The sequence below is a fragment of the Paenibacillus urinalis genome, assembly GCF_028747985.1.
GTDB lineage: Bacteria > Bacillota > Bacilli > Paenibacillales > Paenibacillaceae > Paenibacillus > Paenibacillus urinalis.
Genome location: NZ_CP118108.1, coordinates 3,903,878 through 3,919,821, shown reverse-complemented (window position 1 = coordinate 3,919,821; position 15,944 = coordinate 3,903,878). Strand labels below are relative to the sequence as shown.

Sequence of the window (15,944 nt, the reverse complement as noted above, 5' to 3'; positions counted from 1 at the left end):
CTAACGTAAGTTTAAGACTTACGTTAGCTTTTTTTACTTCTATAGCCAATGTTTAAGGACTTACTGGTGCTGACGGACTGGATTCTCCAGCCGCGTTAACCGCGGTTACTCTGAATGCACCCTTGGCTTCCGCATTATTGTAAGTGAATGCCGTGAAACCAGCAGTTCCAACATGCTGGAAAGGCTCCTGCCCCGTTTCACTATAGTAAACATTGAATCCTGTTACGCCTTCCTGTTCCGCCCAAGTGATAACAATGCCTTGCTCTGTAATCTGGGCTGAAACGCCGCTAGGGGCTGCAGGCGCACCTGACGCATCGGTATTGCTGTTCGCTCCAGTGTCACCGTCCGGGTTCGCATCTGGATCGACGACCGTACCTGGAACCTCAATAGGAGTGTCAGGTGTCTCTTCCACTGGAGGAGGAGCCTGACCGCCGCTGCTGACAATTGCACTAGGTGCTGATTCTCTGCCAGCCACATCGACGGCAACGATGTAGAACTGTACGCTGCTGCCGGCATAGCTGCTAAATGAAGTCGGATTGCCTGCAAGCACAACTTTACCCTGATTCTGGAACGGACCACCGTTCATGCTCCGATATAGTCTGTATCCGACGACATCGCCAGCTGCGCTTGGATTAAAGGTGATGACTGCATTTCCGTTGTTCACCGTCATTCTGACATTACCAGGAGCATCTGGATTCGCTCCATCGTCCTTACGAGGGTCAACCTCCTTAGGCATGTCTTCATCGGCATCGTCCGGCAAGTAGTAAGATAATGGCTCATGCTCAGCCATAACTTTAAATGCTTCCTGGAGCTGCTTAATCAGCTCAGAGATTGGACGTTCACGCTTCACGACGGTTTGCTCCTTCAGCATATCTGAAGGTGTCTCGTCTCTAGGAATATAATTCACACCGTTGTAAGTAATGTACTTCGATTTAGCGACCGCATCGTCGCTTTCGGTCGGTACATATTTCGTGTTGAAGATATCCGTTACGAATTTGTCGGTAAGTGAAGTCGGGAGCTTACCGCTGTATGCGGATACCGTCTTGGTTGTAATATTCTCAGGCTTCGTAAAGGTCTTGGTAGGGAACAGGTCAGGCTCAGCCTCGTTGACTTCGTTTAATATTTTAGCCCAGAGTCTGCGGGCCCGTTCTCTTTCAGCACCTTTAGCGAGTGTGGATAGAGTCTCCTTGTTGTTATAGCCCACCCATACGCCGAGAGTCACATCCGGTGTATATCCTTGGAACCATACATCTGCATAGTTCTGCGTCGTTCCTGTCTTGCCGGCAATTTCAATTTCACCATACTTATTGAAATTGTCTCTGACGAGCTTACCTGTACCGTCCGAAATAACCGTGCTTAACATGTCTGTCATCAAATAAGCTGTTTCCTTAGAGAAAACTTCCTTCGGTGCTGCTTCATGGGAGTATACGATGTTCCCTTGTGAATCAACAATTTTCTCAATCATGTAGGCATCATTAAAGACACCATTGTTCGCAATTGCACCATATGCATTCGTCAGCTCTTCTACGGATACACCGTAAGTGAGACCTCCGAGTACACCGGTAGTTGCATTCGTATAATCTACATCCGTCAAGGTAGTGATACCTAAACTCTTCGCGAAATCCCAAGCCTTCTGAAGACCCAGCTCTTCATTAAAGATTTTGAGGGCTGGAATGTTAAGAGATTGGTTCAACGCGTATCTTGCTGTCACAAGCCCATTATAATTTCCGTTTGAGTTCTTCGGAATATGATAGCCCTTCTGACCATCCTTCAAAATGATCGGCGAATCATCAAGAATGGAGGCTGGTTGTATAATTCCTTCTTCAAGCGCCGGAAGAAATGCGGCAATCGGCTTCATGGCTGAACCCGGCTGTCTCACCATCTGCGTGGCAAAGTTCAAATTCTCAGTATTAAAATCGCGGCCTTCGATCATGCCGAGAATTTTTCCGGTCTTGTGATCAATCATCATGGCAGCCGTCTGCTCTAAGCCTTTGCTCTCGTTATACGCTGAGAAGTTGCTATCATCCTCGGCGATGGCACGCATCGTCTTATAGACATTTTTATTAATTGTCGTATAGACGCGATATCCGCCGGTACGAAGCTTCTGCAGCGCTTCCTCTGTCAGCTCACTGTCCGATTTATCCGGAGCTTCTCCTTCAGGATAGAGCACATCTATGAGCACCTTGGCAGCCTGTCTTTCGGTTTCAAGCATAAGGTAAGGATACGTATTGTATGCCTTGGCCACTCTTGGTGCAAGCGATGACTTCAGATCAAACGCTAATGCCTCATCATGTTCATCCTGTGTTATCTTGCCCAAAGCAAGCATACGTCCGAGCACACGCTCCTGACGCTCAATGGCATTGTCGAAATTGTCCTCATTGAACTCACCTTTACCGTTAAAAGCGGAGTAGGCGGAAGGAAGCTGAGGCAGACCCGCCAAATAGGCAGCCTGTGCAATGTTCAGATCATTTAGATCGTTCACATTAAAAATACCTTTGGCTGCAGCTTTGATCCCGTATACGTTGTATCCGCTGGAGCCATTCCCGAAAGGAACCTTATTTAAATAAGCTGTAATGATTTCATCCTTGGTCAAAAACCGTTCTAAACGCAAGGATAGTAAAATTTCCTTCACTTTCCGATCTTCCGTCTTGTCCAGACTCAGGAAGACCCGTCTTGCCAGCTGCTGAGTTAATGTGCTCCCGCCTGTTTGTACAGGCTCGTTAAGCACCCTCTCCTTGACAGCTCTAAGAGTACCTGTTATGTCTACGCCTTTATGTTCATAAAAAGTATCATCCTCGATAGAAGTCACTGCATCAAGCACGATTTGAGGAATGTCCTCCAGTTCCACAATACGCCGGTCTTCTTCTGTCCTAAGTTGACCGATTGCTGAACCGTCTGCAAAATAAGCAAAACCCGTTAGTGCATTCTCACTCACCGCTTGTTCGATTGCAGCTCTGGAGCGGACAGGCTCGTCTTTAACAATGGATGCTATGTAACCTGTAAGTGCACCGCCGACAAACAGGATACCTACGAAAGCAAGAACGACCATCCATTTTACAAAACTACCCAACCTGCTTAAGAATTTTCTTTTGCGGGAAGGCTGCTCATCAGGTTTTTTATCCTTATCATCAACCATCAAATGTCTTCCTCCTTTTAACAGGCATTATTATAGCATAAAATCACTCTTTTGAACCCCCGCAAATGGTGGCAAGGGTCGGAAATTGACATCCCTTCTCGGAATATGTTATATATAAAGTCAAAACTTGATACGGAAAAAAGCTGTGAAGGACTCCAGTAGGAGGCGGATAACACATAGTCAGAGAGCCGGTGGGTGGTGTGAACCGGTATGTGCCGCTTGTCGAATTACCGTCCGGAGCTGTCCAGATGAACAGGAATAGCAGGTTGAAATTACCATGAGCTATTGCAGGATTAGTCTGGTACCGGGTTGAAATCCCGTTATGTCAATGAAGTGGAAGTGCCTATCTTTTTATTTGTAGAGCAGGCACTTTAATTAGGGTGGTAACGCGAGCGCTCCTTCTCGTCCCTTGGGATGAGAAGGAGCTTTTTTGTGTCCAAATAGATCGAGCAGGATCGAACATATTATAGGAGGTACGTTAGGATGAAATGGGAAGAACTCAGCAAGACCCAGCAGGAGGAAGTGAACCGTCAGCTGGATGTGATATCAAGAGGAGTATCCGAAATTGTTCCAGAAGAGGATCTGAAGCAGAAGATCATGAAATCGGTGGTCAGCGGAGTACCGCTTCAAGTGAAGCTTGGCATGGATCCATCCGCACCTGATTTGCATATTGGCCACACTGTAGTTATGCACAAGCTGCGTCAATTCCAGGATCTCGGTCATGAAGTGCAGCTGATCATCGGGGACTTCACAGGCCGGATTGGCGACCCGACAGGGAAATCCGAGACACGGAAGCAATTGAGTGAGGAAGACGTCATACGCAACGCAGAGACATACAAGAAGCAGTTGTTCAAAATATTGGATCCGAACAAAACAAAAGTATACAACAACTCCGATTGGCTTGCGCCGATGAACTTCTCTGAAGTCGTGAATCTGGCTGCCAAGGTAACCGTTGCCCGGATGATGGAGCGCGATGATTTCACAAAACGTTTCCAGAGCGGCCAGCCAATCAGCATTCATGAATTTTTCTACCCGCTTATGCAAGGAACGGATTCTGTCGTTCTCAAGAGTGATATTGAGCTTGGCGGAACGGATCAGAAGTTCAATCTATTGATGGGACGTACATTGCAAAAGGAAAATGGAGACGAAGCACAGGCCACCATCATGCTACCGCTTCTGGAAGGTCTGGACGGGGTTCAGAAGATGAGCAAGAGCCTTGGCAACTACATCGGTATCGATGAGGAGCCAAACGAAATTTACGGTAAATCGATGTCTGTTCCCGATGAGCTTATGATGAAATACTACACGCTGGCTACCGATCTAAGTGCAGAGGATCTGAAGGCACTGGAGCAAGGTATTGAAGACGGCAGTGTTCATCCGCGCGACGCGAAGATGAAGCTCGCTTACACCTTTGTTCGTATGTACCACGGAGAAGAAGCGGCTGAAGCAGCTCAGCAGCACTTTGTGACGGTATTCCAGCAGCGCGCACTTCCGGACGATATTGCGGAAGTCGTGATTCCGGCCGAATCGCTGGAGAATGGAAATATACGTCTGATCAGCCTGCTTACGACACTTGGATTTGCGGCTTCTAACGGAGAAGCTAAGCGCAGCATTCAGCAAGGCGCTGTCAAAATTAATGAAGAGAAGTGGGGAGATCCGAATAGTGAGTACACCCCGCAGGATGGCGATATCGTACAGGTCGGTAAACGCAAGTTTGCCAAAATCAAGCTGTAAAGTATTGAGAGCTTCGTTATAAGCTGAATTAGAAAAAGAGTGCCTTGAGTCAAATGACATGACAGGCACTCTTTTTCTATGTTCACAGGGAAAAGGAACAACTAAAAATCCCTCGAAAGCAAGCTTTCGAGGGATGTGTTCTCCAGTTAAATATTAACGGTTGTAGAACTCGACGATTTGCTTCTCATCGATATCTTGAGAAAGCTCAGCGCGTTCTGGAAGACGGATGAACTTGCCTTCAAGAGCAGCTTCGTTGTACTCAAGGTAAGATGGAAGATGTGTACGGTTTTCCAAAGCTTCTTTAATAGAGGAAAGACCGCGGCTTCTTTCACGAAGACCGATTACATCGCCAATGCTTACTGCATAAGAAGCGATATCTACTTTTTTACCGTTAACAGTCACATGACCGTGAGCTACCAGCTGACGTGCACCTGCACGAGAGTTGGAGAAACCAAGACGGTAAACGAGGTTGTCAAGACGGCTTTCCAGCAGGAACATGAAGTTCTCACCGGCAATACCTTGCATTTTTTGTGCTTTTGCAAACAAAGTACGGAATTGCTTTTCACCCAAGCCGTACATATGACGCAATTTTTGCTTTTCTTGAAGCTGCATACCGTAGTTGCTGATTTTTCTGCGTTGGTTAGGACCATGTTGACCCGGAGGGAAGTTGCGTTTCAGTTCTTTACCAGTTCCGCTCAGGGAAATGCCGAGACGGCGACTCAATTTAAATTTAGGACCAGTGTAACGTGCCATTGTTATAGTAACTCCTTTTATAATAAATTTCATATGATGGGGCTCTATTTGCGCCGCTCATTGTATCGCAAGCCTTATAAGGCAATACATTCTGATCCAGAGAGTTCAGCCGCTGTCCGGGTCAGCTACAATAAGCTGTGAGGGTGACACAACGTTACGCCCAAATTTAAAGACCATATCGGTCTCATTCAACAATATATATTATATTAAATGTACTAGTGAAGTCAAGAAGATGTGGTTATGAAGCTAAGAAAAAGGAGAATCCATATTTTGTCTAAAATTGTCGATAGGACTTATGACCTAAAAAGATAGGACAATTTTCTCTTAAACTCCGTGCAAATTGCGACGAAAGAGGGTAAAATAGATTTGTATCTTAATTTTAAACATTCGTGTACATTAATAAAATGCTGGTTAGCTATTCTTGGTTTGAACTGAAAGGTGCAAAGGAGTGCCGCTTTTATGACAAAACACCTTCATAAATCCGCTTATAAGATGGAAGATCTCTTGCTGGAGGGACCTGAACCGGAGAAATATAACCGCAACTCTAATGAGGACTTCAATGATCACCGTCTAGAACAACACTGGCTGGAATTTTTGGACGTCAACGTATTTGATACGGATCACATCGAACGGATCCTTAAGGATGCTTTTGAGGAATGGCGAATTCAACTGCTTACAATCCCTTCCTTTAATGAAGCCATTTTTTCGATATGGAACGGAAGTGGTACATGTCTTGCTGTCCAAGGTGAAGGGTCTTCTTCTGTAAAGAAAGCGGCTCAGCAGAAGATTCAACATTTCTTGTCCGAGCGAATGGGGCAGTCGGAGCCTATGGAAGTGGTCATCGAGCTTAGCTTGTCAGAAGAAACATTTGCTGAAGATTACAGTCTGTTTCTGCTCCCTCTGTATTCCCGCAGCGAGCAGAAACAGTTAGGGATCTTATGTATTGCCGTCAAGAAGAATAGGGTGACAGAGGGATTTGCAGACTTGCTCTTATCCTCCAAGTATCACTATCAAACTTGCTTTTACCGGCGGTTTGAACATTTATTTCTAGCCGATATGCTTCATATCCACAAGCTGTCTGATAATGAAAACCGGCGCAGATCCATCCTTCTTCAAATTGTGCAGCGGATGCAGGAGAAGATGGATGTGAGCGCAGTGCTTGAAGAGGTGTTCGACAGTGTTGCTTTTCTTTTTCCCGCGGTCCATCTTACGCTATATATGTCCCAGGACGGCGGCATGGATGACCCGAGAGTTAAGCCCTTGTATCTGCATGGAGACAATAGCTCCGTATGTGTTCGTGCCTTTACTGAAGAACGGATTATTACCCAGCCTTCCACTCGGCATCAATATGAGATTGGCATTCCATTCAGAGGTAAACAAGGGACATATGGTGTATTTCATATCGAAGGCAATCAGGAATGGATTGAAGATGTAGATCTGAAGCTGATTACCATGATGGCGGACACGGCGGGCACTGCTTATGAGAACGCCAAGCTGCATGAGCAATCCGGCACGCTCATTCAAGAGCTGCGGATGATTGACGAGCTGACCAAACGTCTGAACCGGAGTTTGCAGCTCACGGATATATATGAGTATGCAGTTCAGCAGCTGATTCGGATATTCAAGGCCCAATCCTGCTGTATACTCAAGCTGGACCCGGAGGATCAGCGATTTCATGTAATGTTCTCCAATGTCCCTGCACTTCGGAACGAGACGTTTTCTTTATCAGGAATCAGCGGGCAAGTTTACAAGAGCGGCGAGCCTTTTATATTGTTTAATTATGAGAGCTATAATGGTCCAAGCTCCTTCTTCATGGAGACAACAGGCTCCATGTCAATGATGGCGGTTCCTTTGAGGATCAGCGGACAGGTAGAAGGCACCGTGCTCGTAGCACATCAGAAGAAGCAATATTTCTCTTATAACAACTTTCGATTTCTGGATATGCTAGCCGTCCATATCGGGCTGGCTGTTACGAACGCAACGCTGCACGCTGAAGTGAAGCGGCTTGCGACTGTCGATGCACTCACCGGACTATACGTCAGACACTATGTAGACCGAATGATTGAGGAACGACAGAGCACAGATTTTTGCGGCTCCCTTCTTATCATTGATATTGATCAATTCAAACAAGTGAACGACAGCTACGGCCATCAGGTGGGAGATGCCGTTCTCAAGCAGGTAGGGAATATTATTCGCGAGTCGGCTGGACCAAATGATCTGTGTGCGCGATGGGGAGGCGAAGAGATCGCGATCTATTTGCCTCAGGTAAGCAGTGAGCAGGCCAGAATGATCGCTGAAACGATCCGGCAGCGGGTTCCTGAATCGACGACTCCTTCCATCACAGTATCGATAGGCATCGGGGAATGGTGCTGGCTTGATGACCAGGTAAGCCTGGAATCCCTCTTTTATCGTGCGGACATGGCGCTCTATGCAGCCAAGAATGGTGGCCGAAATCGAATCGTAGTAGAACATAAAATGATTGACCGATAAAGAACATTCGCTCGAAGCAGTATAACGGCGGATGTTTTTTATTTGCCTGTATTGGATATTGGCGAAGTGCATCGGGAAACCTAACCACCGACGATACTATAGCCTGAAGGGCAGTGACTTACATGCGAGGATTAAGATTACGCACTTTTCTAATATTGATATTGACTTTATCGCTATTTAGCATAAGTGGATGCGGGATGTTCAACAATTCCCTTGATGCGGAGGAGACATTTCATCGGGCTCTTTCTGGTCTTGCCGGGAAGGAAGAAATGACCTTTGAGGGCCATGCAGGAATTAGAACTTCAACTCAGGGCGAGTTTAATCAGCAATTTGAATATAAGGGGACTTTATCTAACCATAACAAGCTGGTCGTAACAAATCAGGAATACAAGGACCGTTTGGAGACGAGCAGCAGCAACGCAGAGACCGACTCTCATCCTGTTAATATGGAGCGCAAGGCCGGCATGTGGAGGATGTCGGATCGTACGGAAGACAGCTCGTATGGCGGCTTGACCCGATTGAACCCGGTCGAACAGCTGGAGAAGATCGGTTATATGAAAGGGAAGACATTCAGCAATGAATCAGGAACTCCTCGCGGAACGCAGATGATTCGAATTGAGCTTGCTGAAGATGAAGCTAGCAAATGGGTAGCCGATCAACTGAAGAAAGAAATGCAGATGCTGCATGATGAGCTGCCAGAGCTAGCAAACCAGGTAGACAGCAGCAAACGCCAGCAGTGCATGAAAGAGCTGGAGAAAATTTGGAAAGAAGAGAATGATGGACTGAACCAAAGATTGAAGAATACAACTGTCAAATCCGTTTATCATCTTACCGTGAATAAGAAATCAAGCTTACCGATCCGACTCTCTTCGGAGAATGAAGTCACCGATAACAATAATAAGGAAGAGAAAGAAATGCTTATTACAGACATTTATTTTAGTAAGTATCACTGAGCAATGGATACCCATCCTGAAAACCAGGTTGGCTGAAGGGGGTCTAGTTCCCTCAAACAGATACCCCAAAACACAAAGGGGTGCTACAATAGACAAGAACCAACTTGAAGGAGGAGCAATACAATGAAAGATCCTAGAATTCAAAAGCTGGCGCAAAATTTGGTGAACTATTCAGTGAATGTACAGCCAGGCGAAAACGTACTAGTTGAAATGATCGGTTCTGAGCGAGATCTCATTAACGCGATTATCGAAGAGGTCGGTAAAGCAGGCGGAAATGCTTTCGTTCAGCTTACAGATAAGACCGTACAACGGGCGATGCTCAAGAATGCTACTGAAGAGATGTTAAAGACCTGGGCAGAGATCGATTTGAAGCGTATGGAGCTGATGGATGGTTACATAGGTATCCGAGCTGGCGAGAACGCGAATGACCTGTCTGACGTACCTGAAGACAAGATGAAAATGTATAACTCTCTCTATTCGCATCCCGTACATAGTGAAGAGCGCGTTAAACGCACCAAGTGGGTTGTCCTGCGCTATCCGAATGCAAGTATGGCTCAGCTGGCCAACACGAGCACAGAAGCTTTTGAAGACTTTTATTTTGATGTATGCAACCTGGATTATGCCAAAATGGATAAAGCTCAAGATCCGCTGGCAGATCTTATGCGCAAGACCGACAAGGTTCGAATTACGGGTCCGGGAACAGACCTCACTTTCTCAATCAAGTCCATTGGTGCAGAGAAATGTGCAGGAGAGAAAAACATCCCTGACGGTGAAGTTTACAGCGCGCCTGTGCGTGATTCTGTAAATGGAACGATCAGCTACAATACACCGACTCTGTATAACGGCATTACTTTTGAGAACATCAAATTCCGATTTGAGAATGGGAAGATTGTGGAAGCAACGAGCAATGATACGAAGCGTCTGAATGAAATCCTAGATTCGGATGAAGGAGCACGTTATATTGGGGAATTTGCAATCGGCTTTAATCCGCATATCCTGCATCCAATGAAAGATATTTTGTTTGATGAAAAAATTGCAGGAAGTCTTCATTTTACACCAGGTCAGGCATATGATGTTACAGACAACGGAAACACCTCATCCATCCATTGGGACCTTGTTCTGATTCAGCGTCCTGAGTATGGCGGCGGGGAAATCTACTTTGATGATGTTCTTATCCGCAAGGACGGATTGTTTGTGATTCCAGAACTGGAAGGATTAAATCCGGAAAATCTCGTTTAATGGATGTAATGGAAAAATCAGTTGCTAAGAAAGCGGATTCAATGTATCATAAAGCTGGTTATATTACATTAGAGATCTGATATTAGACGGAGGGATTCCTATGTCGAGTAACAATGCAGCGGTTGTAGAAATTGCTCAAACTGCGAGTAAGTTCACTTCTTCTATCGTACTTCACTCAGACAGCAAGTACATTGATGTAAAAAGCATTCTTGGATTGTTTACTACGCTAGTGGGCAATAAGACTTATGAACTTCATGTTCATGGACCGGATGCCGATGAAGCGAAACGTGAAATCTCTGAAGTCTTTGCTAAGCATGGTTTGACGGTGGTAATAGCAGCCGAATAACAGCTTATGCAGCAATTGAAAGCACCTTTACCTTGATGGTAAAGGTGCTTTTTTTAGCAGGTTCTTGTCTTGAGCGTGGTTTTCGTCTAATATTAATGATATATTGTCGTACAAGATTCTGGACATAGGGGGGAAGAGTGCATGACTTCATCAAATCTGCAAGAACAACTGAATTCTAAAGCGATGAGTCTTCTTGAAGAAGATGCAGATAAAATAAAAAAGCTTATTCAAGTACAGATGGAGAACCTAGCAACACGTTACTGCCCTCTCTATGAGGAAGTATTAGATACTCAAGTATTTGGATTCTCCAAAGAAGTTGATTTTGCTGTTCGTGCAGGACTTCTTCCAGCGGAAACAGGCAAGCAGCTGGTGAATAACCTTGAACGTAATTTAGCCGTTCTCTATGAAGCGCTGAATAATAAAGGGAATCTGGAGTAAGCGCAAGGTCATTTATAGAAGCATGCATGGAGAGATGCATGCTTTTTTCGTGTGTTTTTTAGACTATAGCGGTCAGCGGTCAGATAAGAAAAAAGGAGACGCCGAGAATACAATATACCGCCATGAGAAGCAGTCCCTCATACCAGTTCGTGGAACCGTCCTGCGTGATGGATTTGGATATGAACACGGCAACTGCAATGGCAGCAAGTTCAATAGTGGTGAAAACGATATCCATTGTATTACCGGAGAAGAAGCTCACAAATACGAGAATGGGAGCAACGAACAAGGCGATCTGCAGGCTGCTGCCAACGGCAATTTCTACAGCTGCGCCTATTTTGTTCTTCATGGCAAGCAGGACAGCAGCACTATGCTCGGCGGCATTTCCGATAATGGCGACAAGAAAGGCTCCTACGAATACTTCACTGAAACCGAATTGAGTCGTAAGCGACTCCAGCGTTCCGACAAGCCATTCACTGACAAAGGCAACCATTACGGTAGCAGCAACAAGATAGATAATCGAACGTGTCTTGGACCATTTGGGCTTTTCACCATGATCGGGCTCAGCCCCGTCCGAGTAATCCGTCAGAAGGTCCTTGTGAGTGACCATGGAGAACAGAATCCAGGCTAGATAGGATACAATCAGGATGCCGGCCACGAGCAAGCTTAAGGTTTTCGTCTGATTTTCTGTAATCGTATGGGTGTTAAGAAAGACGGCTGGGACGAACAAGGCGATAACGGCAACGGTCATGAGAGAGCCGTTCATCCCGGCGAGCGATTCATTAAAGTTCTGTGTTTTGTATTTCAAACCCCCGAGGAATATGCTGAGTCCAAGCACAAGCAGAAGATTCCCGATGATAGAGCCGGTCAAGCTTGCTTTTACCATATCATACAGACCTTCCCGAACGAGGAAAATCGCAATGATGAGCTCTGCAGCATTTCCGAATGTTGCATTGAGAAATCCGCCGAGCCGCTCCCCTGCATAGTGCGCCACGCTTTCGGTTGCTTTTCCTAAAAAAGCAGCTACGAAGATGACGGCAATCGAAGATAGGATAAACTGTATAAGCGGATCAAGGTGCAGATAATGTGCTGCAGCGCTTAAACAGAAGGTAAGGATGAGCAAGACTGAAGTCAATTTGTTCATAAAGATCGCCCCCTGATAGAACAGAAACATACTTGTTATAATATCCCCTCATTCAACTAAAATATGAGCAGGCTTTGCTATGTAAGTGATTAGATATATAGATTTGCTTTTTAGGGGTGAAAGGCTTTAAAATATGGGTAATGAAGCCAAAGGAGGATTCGGCATGGCAGAACAGCTCGAAATCGAAACAGGCAACATACGTATCTCTAATGATGTTGTAGCTAAAATTGCTGGTCTTGCGGCACTCGAAACTCCGGGAATTGCAGCAATGTCCGGAGGGTTGTCCGAAGGCTGGGCCAAGCGCCTCAGCGGTAAGAATGTACAGAAGGGTGTAACCGTGGAGGTTGGATCCACAGAGGCGGCAATTGATCTAAGAATTATCGTCCTGTATGAAACACCAATTCACGAGGTGTCCCGGATGCTTCAGCAGAACGTACGTGTAGCCGTAGAGAGTATGACAGGGCTGCGGGTAGTTGAAGTGAATGTGAAAGTCGAAGGCGTGTCATTCAAGGGAGATGAGCAGTAAGTCTGTTACAGTAATGAAAATGGCAGCTTTCTGATCTTCTGCAATGGAATCGGATAATGACAGAAGAGGACAGTTTGGTCAATGTGACCAAACTGTCCTCTTGTCGTTATTACAACACTTATTTCGATGTTGTTCTCTTCTGAGCTTTGCGATTAACGAGAGCAGGCGAGGTGCGCTGCTCCTCTGTTATGGTGCGAACGGACTTGACCCTTTCCTGCGGCTGATCAAGATTATTCTCTCGGGAGATACTAAGCATAATACCAATGCTGGCCATCGTAATCAGCAGCGACGTACCTCCATAACTGATGAATGGAAGGGTAACTCCAGTTACAGGGATAGTCTGTGTTACCCCGCCGATATTAATGAAGGCCTGGATGGCGATTAGCCCCATAATACCGACGCCGACTAGAGTCCCGAAGGAGTCTTTGCAGCGAAGTGCAATAATAAAGCCGCGCCAGATAAAGTAGACATAAACCCCAAGGAACAATATCGTTCCGATCAGACCTAATTCCTCTCCGATAACGGCAAATATAAAGTCATTAAAGGCATTCGGTAAATAGTGCAGCTTAATCACGCCTTGACCAATGCCAGTCCCCGTCAGCCCGCCTTGTCCAATTGCAGTCAAGGAGTGAAGCAGGTTGTAGGATGAATTCGTAGGATCAGAGAACGGGTTCAGGAATGATGTAAACCGGGCGAGCTGATAACTGCCGGAATTGCCGGATGTACTGCCTGTCATTAAGTCGATAAGATATTTTGCCCCGATGACAATGCCTGCTCCGACAACTAGGAGTCCTATTGAACCCATAATATGCTTCATACTTGCGCCGCCTGCATAGATAATAAGGCCGCAGGTAGCGACTAGAATGAAGGTTGTACCAAAGTCAGGCTGCAGCATGATCAGTCCGGCGACAAAGCCGACAATAATCATGACCGGAATATAACCGGTTCGCAGATCGCGGAACCGCTCCCCCTTCTTGGTGATCAGCGCCGAGAGATACAAAATGAGAGAAATCTTGGCGATTTCAGAAGGCTGAAGATTCATTGGGCCCAGAGAGAACCAACTCTTCGCATTGTTAATTTCCACACCTACAACTAACACAGCTAACAGTAATATGATAGTTAGCAGAAACAATGGTATATATAATTGCTTGTACTTTGCAAAAGGAATGTTCATGGCAACAAACATGCCAATAACTCCGAGGATCGCAAAGACCACTTGTCGCTTGGTGAAATAAAGAGCATCATTGTTGTAATCTTCTGAGACGAGGGCTATGCTTGCGCTCGAGCTGTAAACCATGATCAATCCAAAGCCTACTAATAACAAGGTGAGGATGAGTAACTGAAAGTCAGGCATACCTCTTCGCACTGGCCTTGTTTCTTTGGTCTTCATAGGCTGTTCCTGATTACGCTTCAAGCAGTTCCTTGAGCTGCTTAATCTTCTCGTTAGCAACGTTCATCACAGGCGTAGGAATTTCACTTTCGTATTCCAGTCCGTGAGGAAAAGTTGCCCTTCCGATATATACAGCTTCTACAGATAAAATGGTGTCTGGTTTCTCCAGCTTGCCCTCGATTACACGCGTGTTAATACGTAAGAAATATTCATTTTTTGATTTGCTATCTTCAATTTTGTAGTCGTATGTAGCACGGTAGTATTCCCATTGCCAACGAACAAAGCCAGCCTTTTCCGCGCTTTCATCTAAGTACGCAAGATCGCTTTTGAGACCGTCCAAGCCCGTGTTCTCAAATATCATAGAAGATGAACCCTCCTTATACAATGCTCCTTTGTGTTCACAAATATCATGATAGTATGTTTCCTCAGCATGTGCAAGCTTTCCATAACCTGCCATTTCATATCGTTTAAGCATAATTTCTGTTACAATGATAGGAAAACATTAGAAGGGGTGGAGAGCGTTTTATGAGAGAGCGCAGTTTAGACGAGTGGCTTGACCAAATGATTGTGTGGAGACGTTATCTTCACCAGAATCCAGAGCTTTCCTTTCATGAAGTGAATACGTCAAGATTTATTGCCGAGCAGCTTGAATCCTTTGGTCTTAAGGTTGTGAAAAATGTGGGTGGACACGGTGTAATCGGCATTCTGCACACGAATGAACCAGGGCCTGTCATTATGCTTCGTGCAGATATGGATGCACTCCCTATTCAGGATGAGAAAGAGACTTCTTATAAGTCCCAAGTAGACGGAGCAATGCATGCTTGCGGTCATGATGGACATATGGCAACCCTGCTGGCTACTGCAGGATATATGAGCGAGCACAGAGAGGATTTTATTGGCGAAGTGCGGTTTTTGTTCCAGCCTGCCGAGGAGCTTCTTCCTGGAGGAGCGGCAAAAGTGATAGCGGACGGAGCCTTAACGGATGTCGATGTGATTTACGGTATTCATTTATGGACACCAATTCCACTCGGCCAATATGCCAGCACTCCTGGAGCAATGATGGCCGCGGCGGACGACTTTTATATAGAATTAACAGGTAAAGGCGGGCATGGCGGAATGCCCCATACCAGTATTGACAGCATTGTAGCCGGGGCTTCACTTGTGCTCCAGATGCAAAGTGTTGTCAGTCGATCCGTAGATCCGCTTCAGCCTGCAGTATTAACAATAGGGACAATTAAAGGCGGCTCTGCACAGAATGTAATTGCAGAGAACTTTACAATCAGCGGTACGGTTCGTACTTTTGATGAGGAGACACGTTATGTAATGAAGGAACGTGTTCATCAGCTTACAGGGCAGGTAGCTTCTGCATATGGAGCCGCCTATAACATCAATTATGTGATGGGATACCCGCCTGTCGTTAATGATGACAAGGAAGCGGCCCGTTTTTTTGATACAGCAACGAAGGCATTTGGTGCAGATCGAGTGCGTGTAACGCCAAAACTGATGCCGGCTGAGGATTTTGCTTATTATTTGCAGGAGATTCCGGGCTGCTTCATGTTTGTAGGTGCGGGCAATGATAATACCGGAGCGATCTATCCGCATCACCATCCCAAGTTTGATTTTGACGAGCAGGCCATGCTCGATGCCATGCTATTATTCATACAAATGACAAAAAGCTATGCTGAAGAGTATATTACATCAACTGTGCATGCATAATGTTTAATAAGTGAATCAATTTCATAATACCTTTAGCCTAATCGGGTTAACCTAATGATGAAATGAAAGGCTTAAATTTCAT

General features: G+C 45.6%; 13 protein-coding genes and 1 other annotated feature. Of the genes, 8 read left to right on the top strand and 5 right to left on the bottom strand.

The features are described 5' to 3' along the window. Positions 1–52: 52 nt before the first annotated feature. On the bottom strand, positions 53–3,136 hold the full coding sequence (locus PUW25_RS18110) for a transglycosylase domain-containing protein (protein ID WP_047910931.1): 3,084 nt from the start codon (positions 3,134–3,136) through the stop codon (positions 53–55). A 136-nt stretch (positions 3,137–3,272) separates the two neighbouring features. After that, positions 3,273–3,549, top strand: a binding site (T-box leader). Positions 3,550–3,619: 70 nt separating this feature from the next. On the opposite strand from PUW25_RS18110, the gene tyrS reads away from it, so the two are divergent. After that, entirely contained in the window at positions 3,620–4,870 is a 1,251-nt protein-coding gene (gene tyrS, locus PUW25_RS18105; protein ID WP_047910932.1) for a tyrosine--tRNA ligase, read from the top strand. 153 nt (positions 4,871–5,023) lie between these two features. Here the strand turns inward: tyrS and rpsD are convergent, their stop codons facing one another. Then, positions 5,024–5,623: a 30S ribosomal protein S4 gene (gene rpsD / locus PUW25_RS18100; protein WP_047910933.1), complete on the bottom strand. Its 600-nt coding sequence runs from the start codon at positions 5,621–5,623 to the stop codon at positions 5,024–5,026. Between the two features lie 459 nt (positions 5,624–6,082). On the opposite strand from rpsD, the gene PUW25_RS18095 reads away from it, so the two are divergent. From PUW25_RS18095 to PUW25_RS18075, 5 genes are all read left to right on the top strand, one after another. Further along, the gene (locus PUW25_RS18095; protein WP_052511810.1) at positions 6,083–8,113 is read left to right on the top strand and encodes a sensor domain-containing diguanylate cyclase; all 2,031 of its coding nucleotides are present in this window, start codon (positions 6,083–6,085) and stop codon (positions 8,111–8,113) included. Between the two features lie 197 nt (positions 8,114–8,310). Beyond that, complete coding sequence (locus PUW25_RS18090; RefSeq protein ID WP_047910934.1) at positions 8,311–9,066, top strand: hypothetical protein; 756 nt, start codon at positions 8,311–8,313, stop codon at positions 9,064–9,066. Between the two features lie 123 nt (positions 9,067–9,189). Then, positions 9,190–10,305, top strand: a complete 1,116-nt coding sequence (locus PUW25_RS18085) for an aminopeptidase (RefSeq protein ID WP_047910935.1) — start codon at positions 9,190–9,192, stop codon at positions 10,303–10,305. Positions 10,306–10,405: 100 nt separating this feature from the next. Continuing rightward, on the top strand, positions 10,406–10,651 hold the full coding sequence (locus PUW25_RS18080) for an HPr family phosphocarrier protein (RefSeq protein ID WP_047910936.1): 246 nt from the start codon (positions 10,406–10,408) through the stop codon (positions 10,649–10,651). A gap of 141 nt (positions 10,652–10,792) precedes the next feature. Then, positions 10,793–11,089 (top strand): Fpa/YlaN family protein, encoded by a 297-nt coding sequence (locus tag PUW25_RS18075; protein ID WP_047910937.1) that lies wholly within the window; start codon positions 10,793–10,795, stop codon positions 11,087–11,089. A gap of 79 nt (positions 11,090–11,168) precedes the next feature. On the opposite strand, the gene cax is transcribed toward PUW25_RS18075, so the two are convergent. Further along, the gene (cax, locus tag PUW25_RS18070; RefSeq protein WP_047911226.1) at positions 11,169–12,230 is read right to left on the bottom strand and encodes a calcium/proton exchanger; all 1,062 of its coding nucleotides are present in this window, start codon (positions 12,228–12,230) and stop codon (positions 11,169–11,171) included. 163 nt (positions 12,231–12,393) lie between these two features. Here cax and PUW25_RS18065 point away from each other — a divergent pair, with 163 nt between their 5' ends. Further along, a complete protein-coding gene (locus PUW25_RS18065) occupies positions 12,394–12,756 on the top strand; it encodes an Asp23/Gls24 family envelope stress response protein (protein WP_047910938.1) in 363 nt (120 codons plus the stop codon). Positions 12,757–12,874: 118 nt separating this feature from the next. On the opposite strand, the gene ftsW is transcribed toward PUW25_RS18065, so the two are convergent. Both ftsW and PUW25_RS18055 read right to left on the bottom strand, forming a co-directional pair. Beyond that, on the bottom strand, positions 12,875–14,146 hold the full coding sequence (gene ftsW / locus PUW25_RS18060) for a putative lipid II flippase FtsW (protein WP_047911227.1): 1,272 nt from the start codon (positions 14,144–14,146) through the stop codon (positions 12,875–12,877). A gap of 13 nt (positions 14,147–14,159) precedes the next feature. After that, positions 14,160–14,507, bottom strand: coding sequence for a YugN family protein (locus tag PUW25_RS18055; RefSeq protein ID WP_047910939.1), 348 nt, complete (start codon positions 14,505–14,507; stop codon positions 14,160–14,162). Positions 14,508–14,671: 164 nt separating this feature from the next. Here PUW25_RS18055 and PUW25_RS18050 point away from each other — a divergent pair, with 164 nt between their 5' ends. Then, on the top strand, positions 14,672–15,862 hold the full coding sequence (locus tag PUW25_RS18050) for a M20 metallopeptidase family protein (protein ID WP_047910940.1): 1,191 nt from the start codon (positions 14,672–14,674) through the stop codon (positions 15,860–15,862). Positions 15,863–15,944: the final 82 nt, after the last annotated feature.

Bases quoted from the DNA above. Each gene is read 5' to 3' on its own strand.
- PUW25_RS18055 (WP_047910939.1), bottom strand. From the start codon at position 14,507: ATGATATTTGAGAACACGGGCTTGGACGGTCTCAAAAGCGATCTTGCG.
- ftsW (WP_047911227.1), bottom strand. From the start codon at position 14,146: ATGAAGACCAAAGAAACAAGGCCAGTGCGAAGAGGTATGCCTGACTTT.
- PUW25_RS18090 (WP_047910934.1), top strand. From the start codon at position 8,311: ATGTTCAACAATTCCCTTGATGCGGAGGAGACATTTCATCGGGCTCTT.
- PUW25_RS18075 (WP_047910937.1), top strand. From the start codon at position 10,793: ATGACTTCATCAAATCTGCAAGAACAACTGAATTCTAAAGCGATGAGT.
- PUW25_RS18080 (WP_047910936.1), top strand. From the start codon at position 10,406: ATGTCGAGTAACAATGCAGCGGTTGTAGAAATTGCTCAAACTGCGAGT.
- PUW25_RS18110 (WP_047910931.1), bottom strand. From the start codon at position 3,136: ATGGTTGATGATAAGGATAAAAAACCTGATGAGCAGCCTTCCCGCAAA.
- PUW25_RS18050 (WP_047910940.1), top strand. From the start codon at position 14,672: ATGAGAGAGCGCAGTTTAGACGAGTGGCTTGACCAAATGATTGTGTGG.
- tyrS (WP_047910932.1), top strand. From the start codon at position 3,620: ATGAAATGGGAAGAACTCAGCAAGACCCAGCAGGAGGAAGTGAACCGT.
- rpsD (WP_047910933.1), bottom strand. From the start codon at position 5,623: ATGGCACGTTACACTGGTCCTAAATTTAAATTGAGTCGCCGTCTCGGC.
- PUW25_RS18085 (WP_047910935.1), top strand. From the start codon at position 9,190: ATGAAAGATCCTAGAATTCAAAAGCTGGCGCAAAATTTGGTGAACTAT.
- PUW25_RS18065 (WP_047910938.1), top strand. From the start codon at position 12,394: ATGGCAGAACAGCTCGAAATCGAAACAGGCAACATACGTATCTCTAAT.
- PUW25_RS18095 (WP_052511810.1), top strand. From the start codon at position 6,083: ATGACAAAACACCTTCATAAATCCGCTTATAAGATGGAAGATCTCTTG.
- cax (WP_047911226.1), bottom strand. From the start codon at position 12,230: ATGAACAAATTGACTTCAGTCTTGCTCATCCTTACCTTCTGTTTAAGC.